At 58.7% G+C, this 22385-nt stretch carries 19 protein-coding genes and 1 pseudogene; 13 read left to right on the top strand and 7 right to left on the bottom strand.

Features of this window, described 5'->3' with window-relative positions:
- The first annotated feature begins 1 nt into the window (after window position 1).
- The 5 genes from MUU54_RS19230 to MUU54_RS19210 all read left to right on the top strand — a co-directional run bounded on the left by MUU54_RS19230 (window position 2) and on the right by MUU54_RS19210 (window position 5848).
- Window positions 2–952: an ABC transporter permease gene (locus tag MUU54_RS19230; protein WP_247245631.1), complete on the top strand. Its 951-nt coding sequence runs from the start codon at window positions 2–4 to the stop codon at window positions 950–952.
- Complete coding sequence (locus tag MUU54_RS19225; protein ID WP_247245630.1) at window positions 949–1908, top strand: ABC transporter permease; 960 nt, start codon at window positions 949–951, stop codon at window positions 1906–1908. The genes MUU54_RS19230 and MUU54_RS19225 overlap by 4 nt, the downstream gene beginning before the upstream one ends.
- A 24-nt stretch (window positions 1909–1932) precedes the next feature.
- Window positions 1933–3603 (top strand): peptide ABC transporter substrate-binding protein, encoded by a 1671-nt coding sequence (locus MUU54_RS19220; RefSeq protein WP_247245629.1) that lies wholly within the window; start codon window positions 1933–1935, stop codon window positions 3601–3603.
- Window positions 3604–3678: 75 nt separating this feature from the next.
- On the top strand, window positions 3679–4635 hold the full coding sequence (locus tag MUU54_RS19215) for a D-2-hydroxyacid dehydrogenase family protein (protein ID WP_247245628.1): 957 nt from the start codon (window positions 3679–3681) through the stop codon (window positions 4633–4635).
- Between the two features lie 37 nt (window positions 4636–4672).
- Window positions 4673–5848, top strand: a complete 1176-nt coding sequence (locus MUU54_RS19210) for an MFS transporter (protein ID WP_247245627.1) — start codon at window positions 4673–4675, stop codon at window positions 5846–5848.
- A 28-nt stretch (window positions 5849–5876) separates the two neighbouring features.
- Here MUU54_RS19210 and MUU54_RS19205 read toward each other — a convergent pair whose 3' ends face one another.
- Window positions 5877–6785: a LysR substrate-binding domain-containing protein gene (locus MUU54_RS19205; protein WP_247245626.1), complete on the bottom strand. Its 909-nt coding sequence runs from the start codon at window positions 6783–6785 to the stop codon at window positions 5877–5879.
- A gap of 113 nt (window positions 6786–6898) precedes the next feature.
- On the opposite strand from MUU54_RS19205, the gene MUU54_RS19200 reads away from it, so the two are divergent.
- From MUU54_RS19200 to MUU54_RS19180, 5 genes are all read left to right on the top strand, one after another.
- Window positions 6899–7090, top strand: coding sequence for a rubredoxin (locus MUU54_RS19200; protein ID WP_247245625.1), 192 nt, complete (start codon window positions 6899–6901; stop codon window positions 7088–7090).
- Window positions 7087–8271, top strand: a complete 1185-nt coding sequence (locus MUU54_RS19195) for an NAD(P)/FAD-dependent oxidoreductase (RefSeq protein ID WP_247245624.1) — start codon at window positions 7087–7089, stop codon at window positions 8269–8271. Before MUU54_RS19200 ends, MUU54_RS19195 begins: the two co-directional genes overlap by 4 nt.
- Before the next feature lie 11 nt (window positions 8272–8282).
- Window positions 8283–9035: a hypothetical protein gene (locus MUU54_RS19190; protein ID WP_247245623.1), complete on the top strand. Its 753-nt coding sequence runs from the start codon at window positions 8283–8285 to the stop codon at window positions 9033–9035.
- On the top strand, window positions 9032–9772 hold the full coding sequence (locus MUU54_RS19185) for a transporter substrate-binding domain-containing protein (protein WP_247245622.1): 741 nt from the start codon (window positions 9032–9034) through the stop codon (window positions 9770–9772). The genes MUU54_RS19190 and MUU54_RS19185 overlap by 4 nt, the downstream gene beginning before the upstream one ends.
- A gap of 171 nt (window positions 9773–9943) precedes the next feature.
- Entirely contained in the window at window positions 9944–11074 is a 1131-nt protein-coding gene (locus MUU54_RS19180; protein WP_247245621.1) for an SMP-30/gluconolactonase/LRE family protein, read from the top strand.
- 272 nt (window positions 11075–11346) lie between these two features.
- Here the strand turns inward: MUU54_RS19180 and MUU54_RS19175 are convergent, their stop codons facing one another.
- Window positions 11347–12999 carry a carboxylesterase/lipase family protein gene (locus MUU54_RS19175; RefSeq protein ID WP_247245620.1) on the bottom strand — a complete coding sequence of 551 codons (1653 nt, stop codon included), beginning with the start codon at window positions 12997–12999 and terminating at the stop codon, window positions 11347–11349.
- Between the two features lie 160 nt (window positions 13000–13159).
- The gene (locus MUU54_RS19170) at window positions 13160–14830 is read right to left on the bottom strand and encodes a carboxylesterase family protein (RefSeq protein WP_247245619.1); all 1671 of its coding nucleotides are present in this window, start codon (window positions 14828–14830) and stop codon (window positions 13160–13162) included.
- Between the two features lie 479 nt (window positions 14831–15309).
- Between MUU54_RS19170 and MUU54_RS19165 the strand changes: the two are divergent.
- A pseudogene (locus MUU54_RS19165) lies at window positions 15310–16266 on the top strand (IS630 family transposase).
- A 365-nt stretch (window positions 16267–16631) separates the two neighbouring features.
- Here MUU54_RS19165 and MUU54_RS19160 read toward each other — a convergent pair.
- The 4 genes from MUU54_RS19160 to MUU54_RS19145 are packed head-to-tail and all read right to left on the bottom strand — an operon-like array spanning window position 16632 to window position 20097.
- Window positions 16632–17714 carry a 4-oxalomesaconate tautomerase gene (locus MUU54_RS19160; RefSeq protein ID WP_247245618.1) on the bottom strand — a complete coding sequence of 361 codons (1083 nt, stop codon included), beginning with the start codon at window positions 17712–17714 and terminating at the stop codon, window positions 16632–16634.
- Complete coding sequence (locus tag MUU54_RS19155; protein WP_247245617.1) at window positions 17707–18378, bottom strand: 4-carboxy-4-hydroxy-2-oxoadipate aldolase/oxaloacetate decarboxylase; 672 nt, start codon at window positions 18376–18378, stop codon at window positions 17707–17709. Before MUU54_RS19155 ends, MUU54_RS19160 begins: the two co-directional genes overlap by 8 nt.
- Before the next feature lies 1 nt (window position 18379).
- Window positions 18380–19336 carry a VOC family protein gene (locus MUU54_RS19150; RefSeq protein WP_247245616.1) on the bottom strand — a complete coding sequence of 319 codons (957 nt, stop codon included), beginning with the start codon at window positions 19334–19336 and terminating at the stop codon, window positions 18380–18382.
- A gap of 11 nt (window positions 19337–19347) precedes the next feature.
- The gene (locus MUU54_RS19145) at window positions 19348–20097 is read right to left on the bottom strand and encodes a PIG-L deacetylase family protein (protein WP_247245615.1); all 750 of its coding nucleotides are present in this window, start codon (window positions 20095–20097) and stop codon (window positions 19348–19350) included.
- A 152-nt stretch (window positions 20098–20249) separates the two neighbouring features.
- Here MUU54_RS19145 and MUU54_RS19140 point away from each other — a divergent pair, with 152 nt between their 5' ends.
- The gene (locus tag MUU54_RS19140; protein ID WP_247245614.1) at window positions 20250–21155 is read left to right on the top strand and encodes an NAD(P)-dependent oxidoreductase; all 906 of its coding nucleotides are present in this window, start codon (window positions 20250–20252) and stop codon (window positions 21153–21155) included.
- Window positions 21140–22336 carry a LysR family transcriptional regulator gene (locus MUU54_RS19135; RefSeq protein WP_247245613.1) on the top strand — a complete coding sequence of 399 codons (1197 nt, stop codon included), beginning with the start codon at window positions 21140–21142 and terminating at the stop codon, window positions 22334–22336. Before MUU54_RS19140 ends, MUU54_RS19135 begins: the two co-directional genes overlap by 16 nt.
- Window positions 22337–22385: the final 49 nt, after the last annotated feature.

The following is a 22385-nucleotide window of genomic DNA, read 5'->3' as shown; positions in this document are numbered from 1 at the left end:
GATGCTTCAATTCTCGCTCAAGAGACTGTTTCAGTCGATTTTGGTTCTCATTGTCATGTCCTTTCTGCTGTTCGTGCTGATCGGCCTCATGCCTGGCGACCCCATCGACAATATGTTTGAAGGAAATCCGTCGTTGACGCCTGAGCTCATGGCACGCATGCGTGAACTCTACGGCTTCGATCAACCGCTATCATTGCGCTATTGGCACTGGTTTTCGGCTGCGGTTCAGGGAGATCTTGGCTATTCGACCATGTATTTTCGCCCCGTCATGGCCGTTCTGGCGCCGGCCGTGCTTCAGACTGCAAAACTGCTTGGACTGACGTTGCTGTTTTCCGTTCCGCTGGCGCTCCTGCTGGGGTCGCTTGCAGCGCGCAGGCCAAACGGCGTGCTGGATTCAGCCATCGGAATTTTCTCCTTCGCCGCAATTTCGCTGCCGAACTTCTGGGTGTCACTTCTTTTTATCATCCTCTTTTCGGTCACGCTCGGCTGGCTGCCGGCTTCAGGTGTCCCGATGAGCAATGATGCGTCTTTCCTGGAAGAAGCACAGCATCTCGTCCTTCCAGTTGCTGTCCTGGTGATGTTTCACGTCGGTCCGCTCATCCGTTATGTGCGCGCAGCAATGATCGAGACTCTCTCGGCCGACTTCGTCCGCACTGCACGCGCCAAGGGACTAGACGAAAGGGCGGTGATCGTTCGGCACGCTCTGCGCAATGCGTTGATCCCGATGGTGACAGTTCTCGCACTTAGTTTCGGTCACCTGTTCTCGGGAGCGCTTGTGATCGAGACCATCTTTGGAATGCTCGGCATGGGCAAAATGATCTTCGATGCGATCGCCAACACCGACTTCAATCTGGCTCTCATCGGACTTTTGCTGGCAATCACCGTGGTCCTCGTCTCGAACTTGGTAGCCGACCTTTGCTACGCCCTTCTCGATCCGAGGATCACGCTATGACCGACGTATCAGGCCATCAGGAATTTCCCCGCATGCCCCTGCCGGCGGCGCAGTCTATCTGGCAGCTGCGCTTTGATAAGTTCCGTAGCCACCGCCTGGCGACCCTTTCGCTTGCATTCATGGCGCTACTGATCGTCTTCTGCTTGCTCGCCTGGCCTCTGAGCCTCTACCTGGACATCGATCCTAACAAGACCAACCTGCTGTATCGCTTTCAGGGGCCATCCTCGCAGCATCTGCTCGGCACTGATGATTTGGGGCGCGACGTTTTGATCCGCCTGATGTACGGTGGCCAAGTATCGCTCGCGGTTGGCGTTTTTACGACCTTCCTAATGTCGATCATCGGCATCGCCATCGGTGTGTCGGCTGGCTTCATCGGGGGCAGGGTCGACGGCTTTCTGATGCGTGTCACCGACGTTCTGGTGGCGCTACCATTAATCCCACTTTTGATCGTCCTTGGGTCGCTCGACCTCACAAAATTGGGCATGAGCAACGACCAAGCTGCGGCACCCTGGTTTATCTTCCTGCGCATCGTCATCATTATTTCATTAGTGGACTGGACGACCATGGCGCGGATTGCGCGTGCGGGCACCATCCAGATGCGTGACCGAGACTACGTGCGAGCCGCGCAGATTTCCGGAGCGGGGCGTTTGTACAACGTCTTTATCCACGTTTTGCCGAATATTTCGACGCCAATCATCGTGGCCGCGACCCTCACGATCGGTCGGGTCATTCTGTTGGAATCGACGCTGAGCTTCCTGGGGTTCGGGATAGTTCCGCCCACGCCAACATGGGGTAACATGCTGACGAACGCCCAGCAGCTTATTACATCAGCGCCCTTGCTCGCCGTTTACCCGGGTCTGCTGATCTTCGCCACCGTCATGGCCGTCAACTTCATTGGGGATGGAGTGCGCTATGCCTTCGATCCCCGCGCCGAAGCTGAAGGTAAACAAGACTAAACAAGGTTTGTAGGAGGAGAGAAAATGAAGCGTTACAAGTTGTTTACAGCTTTTGCCTTGGCGGCGACGATTCTTGGAGCGTCAGCACCAATGGCGCAGCCTGACAAGTCGCAACTGGTGGTCGGACAGCTCCAGTTCCTGACCAACTTCCATCCGCTCATACAGGTCAACAATACAAAGCGGCTGCAGGTCAATTACGGTCTGATGCCCCTGACCGCCTTCAATCCGGACGGGGAAAATATCTGCGTCCTTTGCAAGGAGCTTCCGTCAATCGAGAATGGCGCCGCCAAGTTTGTGGACAATGCAGACGGCACCAAGGGCATGGCGGTCACTTTCACGCTGCTGGATGAACTGAAATGGGGAGACGGCGAGCCGGTGACGTCAAAGGACGTAGCCTTCACACTGAAGATGGCCAACGATCCCAACATCGGCTTCTCGCCCTTCAATCCATGGACGAGGGCGACAACGGTCGAGATCATCGATGATCAGACTTTCACGCTACATTTGCCGGAAGTCACTCCAAGCTATGCCTCGTGGGACCATATACTTCCCGAACACATTGAAGGGCCTGTCTTTACCGAGAACCCGGACAGCGACAGTTATGTAAAGCAAACGCGATACAACACTGATCCAACCAATGCCGGCCTGTGGAACGGGCCATATCTCCTTAAAGAGTATCAGATCGGTACGCGTTTGACGTGGGAGCCAAATCCACACTGGCCGGGCGACAAACCGAAGCTCGACAAGATCACGCTGAGCTATCGCAACAACTCGTCTGCATTGGTGCAGAACTTGCTCTCCGGCGAGATCGACGCCGTGCCGGTAAGTCCCGGCGGCATCAGCTTTTCGCAGATGCTGGACGTTCGTAAGCAGCGCGGTGACCAACTCGCCTACCACACCACCCCCGGTACAAACCTGGAGCGGATAGCAGTCAATCTGGATAACCCAATCCTGAAGGACAAGAAGGTCCGGGAGGCTCTGCTTTTGGGGATCGACCGCGAGGCGATCACCACTGTTCTTTTCGATGGTCAGCAGTCCGTTGCAGATGGGCTCCTGTCCGACAGGAGCTCCTTCTACAATAATGACATAGAGGCCTACGCCTTCGATCCGGAAAAGGCTGGTACGCTCCTCGCTGAGGCCGGCTGGAAGCCTGGGAGCGACGGGATTTGCACTAATGACAACGGTGACCGCCTTGCACTTGAGTTGGCGACAACCGCGGGCAACCAGACCAGAGAGCAAATTGCGCTGATCATTCAGGACCAACTGAAGAACATCTGCGTTGAAATCAAGCCGAGCTTCGTCCCACTTCAGGAATATAACGGCGACTTGTCGCGACGCCGCGAGTTCAGCGGGCTGATCATGTCATCAATCCGTTTCTCGCCGTCGACCTCTCCTGCCATCGCGCTGGCGACGGACAGGATTCCGACTGCCGACAACAGCTGGGTTGGGAACAACTTCTCGGGCTACTCGGATCCTGAAATGGACAAGGCCCTGGAGGAATTCAGCGAGGCCCTTTCGCCGGCGGCGCAGAAAGATGCGTGGGCCAAGATCCAGTCCATCTTCTCCCAAGATCTCCCGATGCTGCCACTGTACTTTTACGCAGAAGCGTACGTTTCGACCCCAGATCTGAAGGATTTCAGGATGAACACCTATGATCCGTTGATGATCTGGGCCAAGGAATGGCGTCGCGAATGAGAGGCGCGCATTAGCAAGCGTTTGTCGGCGGCTCCCGAAATGGGGCCGCTGCCTTTTTTCTGCAAGGGGAGTGCAATGAAGATCGCCCTGATGGACGACTATCTCAATGTAGCGCGCGGGTTGGTGGACTGGAGCCCTGTCGAAAGGAAGGCAAGCCTTGATGTTGTCGATCGACCTTTTTCTGACATCGAGACGGCGGCGGCTACCTTGGCCGAATATGACATCCTCTGCACGTTGCGAGAACGTACGCCATTCCCTGCCGAGCTGATCCGACGGCTGCCCAAGCTCCGATTCTTGTGTGTTACCGGCAAACGTTACGACACGGTCGATTTGGAGGCCGCGCGTGCGCAGGGCGTAATTGTATCGAACACTCCCGTTTCGGGTGCAGGGGCAGGAGCCGTGACCGAACTGACCTGGGGGCTGATTCTCTCGCTGGCACGAAATATTCCCTTTGAGGATCGTCACATGCGTCTTGGAGAATGGCAGCATGGTGTCGGCACCACGCTCCGACATAAGCGTCTGGGCGTGGTCGGACTTGGAGGGCTGGGCCAAGATGTGGCGAGGATCGGCTTGGCCTTCGGCATGGACGTCGTTGCGTGGTCGCCGAACCTGACGGATGAACGTGCGGCCCAGGCGGGGGTTAGGCGCTTGGCTAAGGATGAACTTTTCTCCACGTCTGATATAGTTAGCTTGCACTTAGCTTTGGCTCCCGCCACGCAGCGTGTCATCGATGCTCAGGCGATCAGTGCGATGCGCCCCAACGCGATGCTGATCAATACCGCCCGTGCGGGACTGCTGGATGAGGAGGCGCTAATTGCCGCACTGAGCGAACGTCGCATCAGGGGCGCCGCACTTGACGTTTACGGAGTCGAGCCACTTCCCCCCGACCACCCCTTGCGCTTTCTCGACAACGTCGTGCTGACCCCCCATCTCGGCTATTTCACTCGCGAAATGCTGACGGCCTATTACGAATTCGCACAAGAAAACATTCTTGCCTTCCTGGATGGTGCACCCATCCGCGTCGTTTCCTGAGATGAGAATCACGTCACTGCCGGCGCCAATCCGGGTTATGTTGACGACACAGTTCGGGCTTTTCGCTGCTGGCAACGGGCTGTCGTTGATCGGCACATGGATGCAAAAGATCGCCTGTGCGTGGCTCATCTGGAACTGGACGCAATCATCACTTCTACTTGGCGTGTTGGCTGCGGGAGACTTGATGCCGGTGATCGTAGTGGGTCCGTTCGCCGGCGTTGCAGCCGATCGCTGGAACCGGATGCACCAGAATATCGTCGCGCAAATGATGTCGACAGCGCTCGCTTTGGTGGTGGCCTTACTGCTGTGGATCGACCAGCTTAACATCGTCACGCTGATTGCCTGCGTCACCCTTCAGGGTACTCTCATGGCTGCCGTTCAGCCCGCCCGGTTGGCAATGGTCCAGCAAATGGTGGCGCGCGAGGACATGACGGTCGCCGTGGCTATCAATTCAATCAACGTGAACATGGCGCGTATGGTAGGGCCTGCCATTGCTGGCGTGATGATCACGCAATTGGACATCATCTGGGTGTTCGTGGCGAACGCGGTCGTCACTTCGGCCTTCGTCGTACTGCTCTTGCGACTTAAGTTGAAGCCGCGCGAGGAGGAGCCGTCACGGGGGAAATTCCTCGCATTGATGCTGGAGGGCTTCGTCTATGTGGGGCAGCGCCCGCAGATACGGATGCTGCTGGTGGTCCTTTTCCTAGGTGGGGTGTGTCTTCGTTCATTGCTTGAACTGGTTCCCGCCATTGCGGCTCAGACATTCCAGGATGCGACGATCGGGCTTGCGGTGCTGACGGGGACGGCAGGTTTTGGGGCCATGATCTCGGGTCTAACTGTTCGAAACGGCGAGACAGCGCCTTTGCTGCGGGAGGTTTTGGTATGGTGGGGGACAGGGGCGATGGCGGGTGCAGTGCTGACAAATGCCCCGCATGTTGTCCTTGCCTTACCCGCGGCCGCATTTGTTGGAGCCGCCATCACCCGCGGTCTGGTCGGGACCCAGACCTTCATACAGCTATCGACACCCGACGCTTTGAGGGGACGAGTCCTCAGCGTCCATGGCCTGATTGCGCGCGCGAGCCCGGCCGTTGGGGCTTTAGGCATTGGCTATTTTGCCGACCGGATAGGATTGCCCGCCGCTGTGAGCGTTGCTTCGGTGCTCCTGCTGGTCGTCGTATTGGGGTTATGGCTGCGCGAGCGCACGGGCGGCTAGAGGTGAGCTTCGTATGCAGCGCGCTGTCCTAAGGCCTCAGAAGATCGGAACATAGACCATACAACAGTTCGAACGCTGCTTCGTGAAGCCGGTTGTTTAGTCGGCGAACCGGCAACACGATCTGGACCTTAAGCAGTATTTCGGGCTTGACTATCTTGCGCATGCGCAGTCCCTTTGCTGCAGAGTTCACTGTGCGGCGAGAACGGGGTGTCGCGACCGTTACACCCATGCCCTTCTGGATCATCTGGAACGTCGTCTCGAGCGAATCCAGCTCGCATTCAACGAGCAGTTTGTGTCCCTCGCGCGCAAGCGCGTTTTCAAGCAATTCGCGCACCCGATTTGGGCGGCTGGTGATGATGATCGGAAGTTCGGCAAGCTCATTGAGCGAAAAATCCGGACCAATGACATCGTGCTCCTCCTCAGGAAGAACCTCATAAAGGTGAAGGCTTTCCGCATGTACCTCGTGGATTTCCAGCATGGGTGAGGCCGGGGCGTCGAATAGCACGGCCATATCGAGCTGTCCCGATAGGATCCATTCCTGGATCTGGTTGGAGCGCCCGTTGAGGATATGGACCTTCGCGTCTGGCAGTTCGTTCTTCAGTTTGCCGATCAGTGGAAGCGAGATCGAGTTTGACAGAGACGTAGGCATCCCCAACGATACGGAACCTGCTCGACCTTGCCGGGCGTTCTCCATGTCCTCGTATGTCCGCGCTAACATCTTCAGGATGCCGCGGGCATGTCCATGCAGTCGTTCTCCTGCCTCCGTCGGTGTGACGCCACGCCCGTTGCGAATCAGCAAAGATTCCTTCAGCTCGATCTCGAGTGCCCGAATTTGTCGGCTGAGGGCCGGCTGCGCGACGTGTAGATAGGCAGCCGCGCGGCTGAAGCTGCCCATTTCCACGACCCTCGAAAAATACTGCAGCTGTCGGATATCCATCGAATTCACCTAATGAGGCCATGCCAGAGCGGCATATCTGATACAATTGCATCGCCAATAGTAATAGACAAGGTGCCCGTTGTAGATTGAGAACATCAAGCGAGGGAGGCTATATGTCCGACAATGGCGAGGCTGCGGCTCGAGTTTGGGAATGCATCCTGTGCGGCTGGCGTTATGATGAAGCCGAAGGTGACCCCGACAGCGGGATCGCGCCGGGGACACGATGGGAAGACATCCCTGACGACTGGTTCTGCCCGGAATGCGGTGCGGCGAAAACCGAATTCGACATGGTGTTGGTCTCGTGAAGAGGGATCGTCATCCGGGCGTCGTGGTCATTGGCGCATCGCATGCCGGACTGGCAGTCGCAGCCGAACTGCGAAAGCTGGAATACCTCCATCCTATCACCCTGATAAGCGATGAAGTGGCCTTGCCCTACCACCGGCCGCATCTATCCAAGGAGTGTATCTCCGGCCAAATGCCTGTGCCGCGCGATCTTCGACCGCTAGGTTTCTTCGCCGAAAACGACATTGATCTTCGACTGAATTCATCTGTAGTCGCCATCGAACGGAACCTGCACCAGGTCCGCCTGTCATTTGAGAACCTGCCTTACGAAAACTTGATCATCGCAACCGGAGCCGATGCGAGACGACTCCCTGAAGCGATCGATCCAGAAGGCCACGCCATAACCTTGCGCGTGCGCGCGGACTGGGAGATCTTGTCCGTCAGGTTGCGTCGAGCACGGCATATCGTCGTGATCGGTGGCGGGCTTATCGGATTGGAGGTCGCGGCGGCGGCCTGTGCATTGGGGGCGGCTGTTACTGTTATCGAAGCAGCCGGTCAGTTAATGGCGCGCAGCCTGTATCTTCCCTTGGCCGAGGAGGTGCTTCAGCGGCACACCGCCAACGGCATTAACTTCCGCTTGAATGCGCGGGTTGCCAGTGTCGGTTCGTCGGGCATCACGCTCGAGCACGGTGAGAGAATCGATGCGGACCTTGTAGTGGCTGCTGTCGGTAGCAGCCCGCGCTGCGATCTCGCCGTGGAGGCGGGCCTTGCCTGCAGCGATGGGATAGAGACCGATGCGCAGGGCCGAACCGCTGATCCGGTAATCTTTGCGCTGGGAGACTGCGCCCGGTGGAGCAACTCAGGACGATCAGAGCGCCACGAAAGTGTCGCTGCGAGCCAAGCGCAGGCGAAGGCTGTCGCCGCGGCAATTACGGGCGTAGCCGCGCCCCCAAACGTACCGCTTCGGCTTTGGTCGACCCAGGGAGAAATCCGACTGCAGATGTCGGGTCCGGTAAAGACGGGGTGCAAGACACATCTCGAGCAGGTCGAGGAAAGTGGACTCCTGTTGCGAGCGGTCGAGGATGGACGGCTGATTGCAGTTCAGGCCCTGGATGCGGCACGATCCTTTTCTTCGGCAGTCTCTCGTATAGGAGAGATCGAGAGCCCCCGAGACGCGAGTCTGATCGCAAACTGTTCGAACTAAATGGGAGCCAAATGATGGAAGCTGTTCAATACGCTGAGAAAGAGCCCGATCGCTTTAAGCGCGGGAAAGGGTGGAAGGTCAATCTGTTCGGAAAAAATTCCGATGTACCGGCAAAGGACCTTCAGGCCTTCCGTATCGACATGAGCGCGAATATGCAGCTCGACAGCCACTTCCACATCGTCGACCAGTTTCAGATCTTCATGGCGGGCTCGGGGACTATCGGGCGAGATGACGCCGCAACTATCACTGCCCATTACGCCGACCACCACACAGGATACGGCCCGCTGATCGCCGGGGAGCAGGGCATGAGCTATCTCACCTTGCGCCCAAAAACAGATGCGGGGCTGGTAAAGTTGTCAACGCCGAATGTGCGCGACCTTCTCAAGCCGACCAAGCGACGCCACCGGGTCTCATCCAAGGTGGTGCTTTCCATTCCCCCCGTCATGGCGCACCTTGAAAAGCCGGTGGTCGAGACTGTCATGGAGGAGATGCCGGGAGACGAAGGCATGACCGTGAAGGTCATCCGCCTTGGGGCTGAGCAGAGTGTCGACGGACCGGCGACTGAAGGCACTGGCGGCTACTTCATTATCGTCATGAATGGCTCGGTCCTTCACGAAGGCAAAGAATACGAGCCTTGGTCATTGATCTGGGTGGCCCACACAGATGCGCCGATAAAGCTTGAAGCCGGAAGCAAAGGCGCCGAAGTCATGGCCTCAGTTTTCCCGGTCTGGGATGATTGGATGAGAGAACTGGGGGAGTCATGATGATGGTGTCGGACGCACTGCGTGCAGCCTTCGCCCCGTACAAGCGGCTGCGCGTGGCGCTGAACCATGGCAACCGTGTGCTTGTTTCGCGCGACAAGACAGGCGATGCCTACGGGATCACCGTCGATCTGGCAAGAGCACTTGCGCAACGGCTAGAACTTGAACTGGAGTTCATCCACTACGAGCGTGCAATAGACGTCTCAAACAATGCCGCCTATGACCGCTTTGACATCTGCTTCCTGGCCGTCGATCCCAAGCGCGCTGAAACCATTGCCTTCACCGATCCCTATATTAGGATCGAAGGAAGCTACCTTGCCGCGCCGCATTGTGATGTCCCCGATGCAGACACTCTGGTCGCCGACGGGCTGCCGGTCGGGTCGGTTGAAGGCAGCGCCTATACGCTCGATCTTTCACGCAAGCCGGGATCGAAACATCTTGTGGTCTTTGCCGATGTTCACGCGGCTCTTGAGGCGCTGGACAAAGGCGCGGTGGCGGCCATCGCTGGCATTCGCGATGTCATGCAGCTGGAAGCAGAGAAGCGCCCCGGCGCGCGCGTCCTAGATCCTCCTTTCATGGAGATATTGCAGGCGATGGGAATGCCGGTAGGGCGGCCGGATGCGGCCCAATATCTGCGTGATTTCGTTTCCGACATGGCCCGTTCAGGTCGCGTGGGCGAAATACTTGAACGCCATGGGATTTCGGCCGCATGCGCGGTTGTCCCATCCGGTGAGAATTGATGATCCGATAAGGAGCCCTTGAAGCAGCCTGCACCGGCGCGGCGCGGCCGCGGGACTGCTTCGACACACGAATCTGGATGATCTTCCTGCCCCAAGACCACGTGTTCAAACACGTCTCGGTTCTGGGAGCATGACTGCGTGTCAATCGAGTACACTCTAAGGGAGGAAATTATGAGTGTTTCCAGACGATTCTTCTTACAAATGACGGTGGCCGGTGCTGCCTTCGGCAAGTGGACGCCGAGCGCCCTGGCAGACGAGGTGCCACATGAAATCGCCGCGACGTCGCCCTGGTTCTGCAACCAGGTGGCGTTTACCAGCGAAGGCCACATGTTCTTTGGCCTTCCGCGTTATCCAGATCACGACATAACGCCGAGCCTTGCCAAGCGAGCCGCGAATGGGGAAGCAGTGCCGTTTCCAGGCAACGGCTGGAACGACTGGAAGCCGGGCGATGATGGCAAGGAATCGTTCGTCTACGTAAACTCGATACACATCTTCAAGGACAATACGCTCTGGGTAGTCGATCAGGGTGGCCTGCGCGCCGACAGCTATCCCAAGGAATTGTCTGAACCTAAGCCGGGTGCTCAAAAACTGGTTCAAATGGACCCTGAGACCGGCAAGGTGCTCAAGGTCATCGCCTGGGACAAGGACATACTGCCAGAGCAGGCGAAGATGAACGACCTTCGGGTGTTTGATTCGCATGTATATGTGACGGACTCAGGTCTCGGGGCGCTGATCTATCATAACCTTGAGACTGGCAAGACTTTGCGCCGCCTTTCGGGTTACCCGCAGATGCAGGCCAACGTCGCGCCAGGCGGCGAGAGCGGCAACCACAAGACTCCCAAGATCGACATGATCGAGGTCAGCAAAGACGGTGAGTGGTTGTATGCCGCCGCCCCCACGGGTCCCTTCGTCAAGATCCGCACCGCTGATATTCGGAATGAGAGCCTGACTGACGACCAGCTGGCCGAAAAGGTCGAGCACTACGCCGGTATTCCTCGCAGCGGAGGCTGCTGCTTGGATACGCTAGGCAACCTTTATCTGTCGGAGCTCGATAACAAGCGTGTGTCGATCCTCGCGCCGGATGGAACGTCTGCGGTTTTGACATCCGACGAGGAGTTCATCAGCCCGGACGGCACGTTCATGACCTTGGACCGGACACTCTATCTGCCGGTGACGCAGGCCAGGCGGACACGGCTTTTTGGCAACGAAACTGACATGATCAAGCAGCCCTGGAAGATCTACGCGATCAAGCTGCCCCAAGAGTATGCCGGGATCAAGCTCGGCGATTCTCTCAACGGCTGATCGTTACAAGGATGACAGTTTGCCCGCGACCTTCTGCGTTCGCGGGTCCTCAAATCAAGATCCGTGCCTCGTGAGGGAAGCGTCGCGCGGTTAGATGATCCGGATCGTCAGCTTTCTTCACTCATGAGATCGACGCTGAGCGGCTGCTGCATCGGCCGTATTGTCGGGATCGCAAAGATCTCTTGGGGACCAGTTGCCGGCCATGATCCTCGACAACAAAAACGGCCGCATTGGGTTGGCAGGCCCGATGCGGCTCGAGGGTCCGTTGTTCCTCAGGGACGATTGAGCCTTTGAGCATCGAGTCCATAACGCTTCAAGACAAGTTCGCGATTCAGTTCATCCCGTGTAGGGTAAGGCGTCGTCGACACGGGATATGCGTAACCGTCGTTGAAGCGCATCATCTCCGGTCCGTCTTCCGGCTGCTTCCATTCCGCCAGACCATCGCCATTGGGGTTTCCGGTCTTCACGAAGTTGGCAAGATAGGACGACATGGTGTCGGCCATTCGATAGTCCTTTTCAGTCCAGGGCCGCTGACCGTCGATGTCGCGCAGTGAGTTGAAGTAATACCAAAGTTCGGACGAATGGAACGAGCCGTAGAATTCAGAGTTGCGCCCGGGCGGAGGGTTGTCGAAGTAATACACCCACACATTGTTGTTGCTATTGTGGCTCTTCGCGTATCGGGCGGAAATCATCGCTTCGGCCAAGACTTCATCGGCCCCCGCCCTCAGCTTCAGTCGGTAGGCCTGCGACGGATCGTCCGCTGGATAGACCTTCTGCCATTCAGGTCCGTAGCGGTCCTCCATCCATGCGGCATATTCGGCGATTGCCAGTGTCTTCTCCGGACCGCCGTCGAGCGACGTGCGCTCGTCGGCGTTGGCGCCGGTTAGAATGTCAATGCCGTCAAGCGCGCCGTCACGCATGAGATCGACGGATTCTTCCGTGATCATTTTGCCGTCTATCGTGTCGCCGTTAATGGCGCTGCGCAGAGCGTAGTAGAGTAGCCGATCGTCGGTGGCGCTGACGGGCTGAAAAAAGCGTTCGGCGGGCAAGGCGCGCAGGTCGGAAAGGCTCATCGGTTTGCCGAAGATCTTTTCGAGGGCGGCAGCGTTCTCCTGCTCGGCCTCGTCCGCGGGTGCCTCGTCTGCCGGCCCGATACGAAACGTGGATTGCATCACCGCCCGCTTGAACAGACCCTTGGCGGGAGCAGCGCGAAGAAGGCCATACACATTGCGCGATCCGGCCGATTGACCGCCGATTGTGACCGTTTGGGGGTCGCCGCCAAACTGGGAAATGTTGTCATGAACCCAGTGAAGCGCCGCAATCAGGTCCTGATCGCGCTGGTTGCCGGAATAGCCTTCCGAATTCTCCGCCGTTATTTCCTTGAGCGCCATCTCGCCAAACACCCCGAGACGGTATTGCGCGGTCACCACCACAATCCCCTTCTCGGCCAGCTTTGAAGCCCAGAATTCCATCTCCGATCCGTAGCCGTGGGCATTCGCACCGCCGTGGATCCACAAATAGACAGGCAATTTGGCTTCGCCAGATTTTGCCGGTGTGAAGATGTTCAGCGCGGCACCGTTTTCGCTGATTGGGGGCAGATAGGCTTGGTCATAGTAGAACTCGTCACCCCAGAACTCACCGGTCGGATTGATCCCCGACCACTGCATCGATCGGTCAGGCCAGGTGTCGGCGGTTTTCACACCCTCCCAAGCCTTGACCGGGGTCGGGGCGCCAAACCGGGCCCTCCCGCTGGCTGGACCGGCGTAGGGAAGACCCTTGAAAAGGGTGACGCCGTCGACATCGGTCGGGATGCCTTGCACCTTGCCGCCGGTCACGCTGAGAACACCGAGCGGCGTCTCCTTGTCGGATCCGCCGGTCTGCGCACGTGACGTTTCGGCGAGCACCAAGGCCAGCGTGAACGACATGGCGCACACGACAAGTAGCCGGGTCGTACCACGACGAATCTTCTTTGATGATATCGACATAGAAACTCCTCCTTTTCCGTCGATTACCTTGAACTGAGCTACCTTACCGGCACTTCAATCCTCAGAATGGTGCTGCAAGCAGGAAGTTCGGTAGATCTCATTATCGTTTGGCCATCCCTTCTTCGATAACCTGTCGCATGTAACCGTCGCGTGTGGGGTAGATAGTCTGAGTGCGCAATTCAGCCTCACCCTCATGGAGGCGCAGGAACCGGCTAGGGCCGTTGTCGGAGCCCCCACTGACCTGTTCCCAGTGCGGCACCGAATGACCGTTCGGGTCACCGGTTTTCACGAAGTTGGCTAGGTAAGTCATTGCCATCTGCTTCATACGAAAGTCCGGATCGCTCCAGGGCCTCTGGTCCTTCGCTCCCTCGCGAAGCGAGCCGTTCCAGTACCACAGGTCCGCAGCATGGTAGGCGCGTTTGAGGCCCTGGTCCTTGCCCGGCGGCCAGTGATCCCAATAGTACAGGTAGATGTTGGAAGCTGGACTATTCGCCTTGGCAATCTCTGCTCCAATCCGCACGTACTGGAACATGTAGTCGTTGATCGCCCGCAAGGCCAGACGCGACGCCTCGACCGGGTCATCCGTGGCATATAGCGGGAAAATCGTGGGATCTACGTTACCCACTTGATACTCGCGTATGAAGTTCAGCAGCGCCTCGTGCTGCTCGTCTTCCGTCATGGAAGAAACGCCGCGGAGACCCGTATATTCATCGGCCGTTTGGCCGATAACGATGTCCAGTCCGTCGAAGTCACCGGGCTGTAGCAGATTGACCGAGTCCTCGGTGAAGACATGATCATCAATGGTGAAGAATTGGCCGCCGCCGGTTGCTCTCGCCAGGAGACTGAAAAGCGACTCCTTGCCATCCTTCCATGGGGCCAGCCACTTGGCCTCATCGATCGCTCTCAAATCGACCAAGGTCGTTGGTGCCCCCATAACCTCGTCGACTGCAGCCTGATCGTGCTGCGCCTTCGAAGCGAAATTCTTTATCTTGCCGGGGAGGAACCCGGTGAAACTCGACTGGATGAAGGCGCGGCGGAAAAGGCCTTTGGCGAGAGGGGTTCGCAGCAGAGCAACCGCGTTTTCCCCGCCCGCGGATTGACCGCCGATGGTTACGGTATGAGGATCGCCGCCAAACTCGCTAATATTGTCGCGGATCCATTCGAGCGCATCGACCAGATCCAGGACAGCGAAATTTCCCTTGGCGCCGTTGGGGCCGCTGTTTTCCATTTCCGGCAGCGCCATAAAACCTTGCGCCCCTAGCCGGTACTGCACGGAGACTACAACGATACCCTGTGCCGCCAGTTCTGCATCATAGATGTCAGCCATTGCCGAGGAGCCCAGGCGGTTGGCCCCTCCATGAATGAGCATGTAAACCGGTAGGCTGGCATCCTTCGTTTCTGCGGGTGTCCACACCGTGAGGTTGAGACCGTCGGATGATACGGGTGGCTGGCCGGATTCAGATCCGGGATCCTGTAGCATCCTGTCGCCCCAGCTTCCCGCCGTCATGGTGCCAGTCCATGGCGTTACGGGGGGAGCGGGCTTCCAAGCGTTCTCCCCACCGACATTTCCGGCGTAAGGAATTCCTCGAAACTCGCTGACACCCCGGGTGTCACTGGGAATGCCTTGAACCGTTCCGCCCGTCACGTCGACGACTTCGATCGGAGCTGCTTCACTAAGTTGCGTCATCCCGAGCCCAAACGCGGCGGCTGCGAGAGCCCGCGCCAAGGCGGCTATTGCGACTGTTCTTGGAAGTCTCGGGCATCTTTGCATTTCGTTATATCCCCCTGGCCCAGTTCCATGGCCGCTTCGGCATCGTATGGCGGATCCTGCCCCATTCCCTCAACATTTGCTCAGTTCTCAAAGCGCCTGTCGGGTCGCAGGCAGCACATTTTGATGCATCCAACCAGGAATCGGCAAGTCTGCTGACTAGATAGCTGATATGCCTTGTGGCTATTGCGGTATTGCCGCCTGGCCGGAATAGATCCTGTTGAGGCGTTCAACTTCGGAGGGGCTATGTCTCGGGCTGGTTGCTCCATCATGACCGATAGAGCGATCGCTCTTGGTAGGAAATGGTTCCCATGTACCAAGTCCACTCTGACTTGAAAGCGGGCGGCGGTGTCGGCCAGCGAGACCTCTCCCGTGGACGCTTTGCAGCCTGCGGCCACTAGAGCATCGGTCCTGAATTAGGAATCGGAAGGGGTTTCTTTGGGCTCTGGTTTGTGATTCCCTTCTATTTGGAGGTGAATCGCATGGGCAAATCTCATTCTGCTGATCTTCGCCAACGTGTTGTTACGATGGTTTCTGCTGGCCAGTCCTGCCGCGCCGCAGCGCGCCATTTCGCGATCAGCGACAGCTCCGCAATCAAACTGATGCAGCGCCATGAACGGACGGGGACGATAGCCCCCGCGCGGCAAGGCAGGCCACCGGGTAGTGGAAAGCTATCACCCTATCGCGATTTCCTGGTCGCCCAGGTCGAGGCGAAGCCAGATATTACCATGCCTGAGCTGGCCCGACGTCTCGAGAAAGAACATGCTATTATTATCCCCCCATCTTCGTTGTCTCGCTTCCTGATATTGCAGGGCTTCACATATAAAAAAACAGCTGATGGCAGCGGAACGCGCACGTAAAGATGTGCGAGAAGCCCGAGAGTTCTGGATTGAAAGCGCCAACCCAGAATGCAACTCGAACCGCAGCGGCTTGTTTTCCTTGACGAAACCTCTGTGAATACGAAGATGGTGAGGCTGCGTGGCCGCTCTCAATGTGGAACACGCCTGGTCATGAACGCGCCGTTCGGGCACTGGAAGACACAGACTTTCGTCGCCGGCTTGAGATGCTTCGGACTAACTGCTCCCTGGATCATCGACAGGCCAATGAACCGCGTAATTTTCGACACCTATGTCGAAACGCAACTTGTTCCGACCCTCAGTCCTGGCGACGTTGTCATCTTGGATAATCTGCGAGTTCATAAAAGCACGCGAGCAGCAAATATCCTCAAACAAGTCGGCGCATGGTTCCTTTTTCTCCCAGCTTACTCGCCGGATTTGAACCCGATTGAAATGGCCTTCTCAAAGATCAAAGCCCATCTGAGAGGGGCCGCGGCCAGAACATTCGATGCCCTCTCGCAGGCACTCGGATCCATCTGCAACCTCTTCGACATCCACGAATGTCGAAACTACTTCTCGGCCGCAGGATATGGGTTCGTTTAATCGTACGTTGCTCTAGCTTCTGCAGCAAGGCACCGGGGTCCATCTTCACCAAGGGGGCGACCTGTGGCAGTGGGTTCATAAGAGCAGCTCTGGTGAATGCGAATTGAGGAGGGCTGCCAGCCCGCCCCCGGGTGGCTGAAGCTGGCATGAGATGGTAAGGCGATGCCGTAAGTGAAACTGGCTGTTTCCTTCCAAACTCCCGTTCTCAGATCAGGCTTGCCTGGCTGACCTCGCATCAACAGCTGCTAGCGAGCACCGGCCTGGCTCGGCTCACGCCCATTCGACGTCGTACAAATAATTCGGCGTTTTGCGCTAATTTTAATGACGGCCTCCACGCCTCATGGCGATCGCGACCCTCATTTTGCTCAATTGCTCTTGTGAAGAGGTGCCGGAAAAACGCGTCCCTCCATCAGCTTGCGGGCCGTCCTCAGCGTCCCGATTCCCTCGATCGCTCCGTGATTGTCGCGGCGTACAAGCACTTCCGCTGCACCAGTCGGATGCTCCACCAAAAAGCGCTCGTCCTCGGGCACATTCGCAACCTCGGCGGCGACGGATTCGGGAAGGGTGCAGGCTGTCGCAACGCTGACGGCTGCGAAGACGCCGATCGATGCATGGCATCGGTGAGGGATGAAGCTCCGGGTGCTGATGGTCCCGCCGTTCTGGGGTGGTGAGACGAGTGTCATCTTCGGAACCGACTTCTCCTTCACGTCGCCGAGGTTCATGAGGGGACCTACCGCAAGGCGGATCTTTTCCAGCTTCGCCTTCAGCTCAGTATCGGCATCGAGCGCCTCGCGATCCTCTTTGCCTGTGAGTTTGAAGTCTGCGGCACGCAGGATGACGATCGGCATACCGTTGTCGATCAGCGTGCAGTCGAAGCCTTCCACCACGTCACGCGCGTTGCCAGTGGGCAGAAGAGCGCCACACATGGATCCTTCCGTGTTCTGGAAGAAAAGCGGGATGGGTGCGTGATGACCTGGTACGCCATCGATGGCAGCGTCGCCCTCATAAGTGACCTTGCCGCCGGGGGTCGATACCTGCGCCAGCGAGACCTCTCCGGTGTTGAGCATATGGATGCGAACCGGCGTGACTGCATCTTGGGCCTTTACCAGTCCTCGTTCGATCGCAGCCGGTCCGGTGGCCGCAAGAATGTTGCCGCACCCTTGCGCGTCAGTCACCACGGGCTGGTCGACGAAGACCTGAAGGAACAGGTAGTCGATGTCGGCATCCGGCCGCGTGGACGGCGAAAGGATCGCAACCTTAGAGGCCAGCGGGTCAGCGCCGCCGATACCGTCGATCTGCCGGGCATCGGGAGAGCCCATCACCCCCAACAGCAGGGCGTCGCGCTCCTTGGGATCGGCCGGAAGGTCGGAGGCAAGGAAAACGGCAGCCTTGGAGGTGCCGCCGCGCATCCACAGGCACGGAATACCGTTGGAGCAAGGATCAGACATATTTCAGCCCCTTCTCTGCAAGCCGCTCGCGCATGCTGTAGATGTCGAGCCCAAGCTCACCGCTTGCCAGCCGCTTGCGCTTTGCCTCTTCAGCAGCCAGGCGTTTGTCGGCGGCGTCCGCCACCGTCGCGGCCTCGGCACGCTTGACCACCACGACACCGTCATCGTCGGCGACAATGATGTCACCGGCCTCGATCGCCGCACCTGCGCACACGATCGGCACGTTGACCGATCCCAAGGTTTCCTTCACCGTCCCCTGTGCGGACACAGCCTTCGACCACACCGGGAAGCCCATCGCCGTCAGATCCCGCACGTCGCGTACGCCGGCATCGATGACAAGACCACGGCAACCCCTTGCCTGTGCCGAGGTGGCCAATAGGTCGCCGAAATAGCCGTTGTCGCAAGGGGAGGTTGGCGCGAGCACAAGAATGTCCCCCTCCTTCAGCTGTTCGATTGCCGCATGCACCATCCAGTTGTCCCCCGGAGGCGCGGAGATGGTCACCGCCGAGCCGGCGATCTGGGCGCCAGAATAGATCGGGCGCATGTATGAGGCCAGGCAGCCGCGCCGGTCCTGCGCTTCATGAACGGTCGCGACGCCTGCCTTGGCGAGACGATCGATGATAGCGGCGTCCGCCCGCTGGATGTTCTGAACGACAACAGCCATGTTAATTCTCCTTCTTGACCGGGGGCGTGCCATGCGTGTGGAAGGTCTCGATGGTCTTCAACCCCCAGGCTTGGCCCTTCCTACGGTCGGCTTCGGTCCAAACGACGGGCTTCCAGTCGGGGGCCAGGATGAGCCTGGCGCCGGCATTGGCCAATTCGACGCGGTTACCCGCTGGCTCCCAGACATAGAGGAAGAACGTGCCCTGGATTGCGTGCTTATGCGGCCCCGTCTCGATATGGATGCCGTTCTGCAGGAAGATATCGGCGGCACGCAGGATGTCCTCCCGCTGGTCCGTTGCATAAGTGACGTGGTGAAGCCTGCCTGCCCCGCCAGCGTGTTCTTCCGTGCATGCCAGGTCATAGGTCTTGTTGTTGACCGTGAACCAGCAGCCGCCGATGCGGCCATTGTCGAGCTGGATCATCTCCGTGACCCGGGAGCCGAGGCAGGTTTCCATGAACCGGCGAAACTCGGTGACATCGCTCGATAAGAGGTTCAGGTGGTCGAGGCGACGCGGCGCCGCACCCGTGAAAGCGGAGGCCATATTCTTAAGTGCTGCCCGCTCGGCCTCAACTTGCGGCTCGTACCATTGCGTCTCCCAATAGATCTCGAAGACGTGGCCGAAGGGATCCTCGAAGCGGAAGGATCGACCATGGCTGAGATCCCCGTCCACCCAGCCGTGCACCTTGTAGCCAGAGGCTTCAATCGCCGCCACACGCCGCTTCAGCGCCTCGGGTGACGCGGCACGATAGGCAACATGGCCTATCCCGGTCTGGTGGTGGCGCGTCAGCTTCAGGGAGTGGAACTCGTAGTCGTCCCATGCCCGCAGGTAGGCTGAAGTCTCATCTTCGGCCGAAACCTTGAGCCCGTAAACCCGCGTAAAGAAGTCGAGGCTCTCGCCGTAGCGGTCCGTGTACATCTCCACGTGACCGAGATGGGCGATGTCGAAGCACTGCTCCATGAAAGCCTCCCCTAAAGCTCATCCACCGTGCGCGGGAAGATGGACTGGAAGCCTTCAGCATATTTGCAGTCGCGTCCGCCGGACTGACCGCCGGAATTGCGCTTGAAATGGTTGGCGCGGTTGATCGCGACGCGCGTGTAATATTCCCACAGATGCTCCTGGCCTTCCATGCACTCGATGGCGGCGCGCTTCTTTTCCCAGACAGGCGTGATGTCGAGGAAGGTATCCGGCTTCCACCCCATCTGCTCCGTCTGATGCGGCTCGAAGAGATAGAGCTGCGGCGCGCCCAACACTTTCTCGCCCGGATTGTGGCCCCAGGCCTGGGCGATCATGCGGCACTCGAGCGCCACCTGCGTCGCGTACATGTGGTCGGTGTTGTAGGGATCGTACTGGGAGTGGCTTAACATGAAGCGGGGCTGCACCTTTCGGATCACATCCACCAGAGAATTCTTGTCGTCGCGGCTGAGTTCGAGCGGGTAGTCTCCCAGATCCATGCATACGAGATCATGAATGCCAAGGGCTTCGCCAGCACGCTCGGCTTCGGCGCGACGCGCCTCCTTGACCCGGTCCAGCGTCATACCCTCCTGCTTCCAAAGCTTTGCACTCTCTCCCCGTTCGCCGAAAGACAGGCAGACGACGGTTACATTGTAGCCGAGCTGCGCATGAAGCGCGATCGCTCCTCCACAGCGCCAGACGAAATCTGCGGCATGAGCGCTGATGACAAGAGCTGTCTTCGGGGCGGTGCTGGTACTTGTGGGCATAGTGCTTCCTCCTGAAACTGCAGGGAAGATCGCTTGCCAGGCTTCCAGGAGCAAATGAAAAAGCTGCTCATCGTCATAAGCTGTAGCTATAGATTGTAGCGGCAGCATCGAGCGTGTGCAAACATCAACCTACTTGCAGGAGGAGTCAGTTCATGAGGGAAGCCAGTGCTGGAGTTACAAAATCCTTGGCGTTCGTCGGCTTTGGAGAGGCTGCGCATGCCTTTGCATCGGGATGGCAGCTTTCGGAGGCGACGGAGGTCGGCGCTTATGACGTAAAACTGGCGGATCCCGAGGCCGCAGCGCTGGTCCTGGAGCGATGTCGCGAAGCCGGCGTCGTCCCGATGAAGCAGATGGGCCAGGCGCTGGATCGCGTAGGCCTCGTCTTCTGCCTGGTCACTGCCGACCAGGCCTTCGCGGCAGCCTGTGCCGGCGCCGAGCATCTGCCGAGCGGGGCGTTGTGGCTCGATGGCAATTCCTGTGCGCCGCAGACCAAGCAGAAGGCGGCCGAAGTCATCGAACGGGCTGGCGGCCGCTATGTCGACGTGGCGGTGATGGCGCCGGTGTACCCGAAACGTCACCAGGTTCCCCTTCTCCTCTCCGGCCCCCATGCAGAAGAGGCGGCCGCAGCGATCGAAGCACTGGACATGCGGCCAACAGTTCTCGGTTCCAGGGTTGGAGATGCGTCGAGCGTTAAGATGCTGCGCTCCGTGATCATCAAGGGGCTGGAGGCACTGACGGCAGAATGCTTGCTTGCGGCACGCCGTGCCGGCGTCGAAGAGGCGGTTCTGGCATCCCTTCAGGCTTCGGATCCCGGGATCGATTGGCACGCGCGGGGCTCCTACAACCTGGAGCGGATGATGGTGCACGGTGGGCGACGGGCCGCCGAGGTGGAGGAGGTCTGTGTCACTTTGCGGGCATTCGGGCTGCCCGACTGGATGAGCCGCGGGACAGTGGAGTGGCAACGCACCGTAGCGGCCCTCGATCTCAATCCCGGGACCGATGATTTGGCGAAGCGCTCGGATGCGCTTCTCGCGAGGCTAGCATGTCCAGAAACCTGAGGCATCTCAGGCTTTTCGCTGCGGTTGCAGAGTTGAAGTCGGTCACGCTGGCCGCGGAAAAATGGCATGTCTCCCAGCCTGCGGTCACGCAGGCCCTGAACAAGCTCGAGCTCCAGGCGGGGGGCGCCCTCTTCGAGCGCAGCAGGACCGGGCTCTTCCCGACCTCGCGCGCCGAGATCCTGTTAAGGCGCGTGGACAGCGCCTTCGCCCTCTTGGATCCCATCTCCGTTTCGATTTCCCCCCGTCTGCGAACCTCTTTGACCTATGCGCAGTTGCAGGCCTTGGTCGCAGTTAGCGAGAGTGAGAACTTCACCCTTGCGGCTCGACAGTTGGGATTGGCCCAGCCGACAGTGCACCGCGCGGTCACGCATATCGAACAGGAGGCAGCCCGCACCCTCTTTGAGCGCACAGCCTTCGGCATCATTCCGACACGGTTGTGCCAATCGTTCGCGCGGGCTGCCCGGCTGGCAATCTATGAACTCGATCAGGCGGATGCAGAGCTTGCCGAACTTGATGGTGGGGAAGCGGGATCGCTTGTCATCGGCGCCATGCCTTTGGCGCGTTCGGTGCTTCTGCCATCGGCACTGGCAAGGTTCCGCCAGTTCTACAAGGAGATGGTAGTTCGGGTGATCGATGGCCCGTATCAGAGCCTGCTGGGCGATCTGCGCAGAGGCAGCCTGGATCTTCTCGTGGGCGCCCTGAGGGACCCGGCGCCAATCGCCGACATCGTCCAGGTTCCTCTCTTCGATGACAGGCTTGCCCTTCTGGCCCGTCCGGGTCATCCCCTGACGGCGCAGCAGACCATCAGCATCGGCGACCTCTTAGGATATCCGTGGGTCGTGCCACATCAGGGGACGCCGACGCGGAGTCAGTTTGAGACCTTCTTTTCCGATGCCGGCAGCAGGGTTCCGTCTCGCCTCATCGAGGCCGGCTCTTTGTTGCTTATGCGAGGACTGCTGCTTGAGAGCGATCATCTGGGCTGCATATCGCAAGTCCAGGCAAGACCCGAGTGTGATCAGGGCCTTCTTGTTCAGCTGCCGTTCGAGACCGCCCAGCATGTTCGGCCTATCGGGCTGACCTACAGAACCGGCTGGCGTCCCACGCGACCGCAACAGAAGATCATGGATCTTCTTGAGGAGGTCGCGGAGCATCTGGATGAAGGATATAGCTTGTCCTTATGATGCGGCGCTGCTTTCTAATTGGTCTTTTCCTTCCGTGCAGCTGAAACTC

Origin of the sequence: Pseudorhizobium tarimense (assembly GCF_022968135.1) — a bacterium.
Lineage (GTDB): Bacteria > Pseudomonadota > Alphaproteobacteria > Rhizobiales > Rhizobiaceae > Neorhizobium > Neorhizobium tarimense.
The sequence above is the reverse complement of the archived record's forward strand: the minus strand, read 5'-3'. Positions and strand labels throughout refer to the sequence as shown.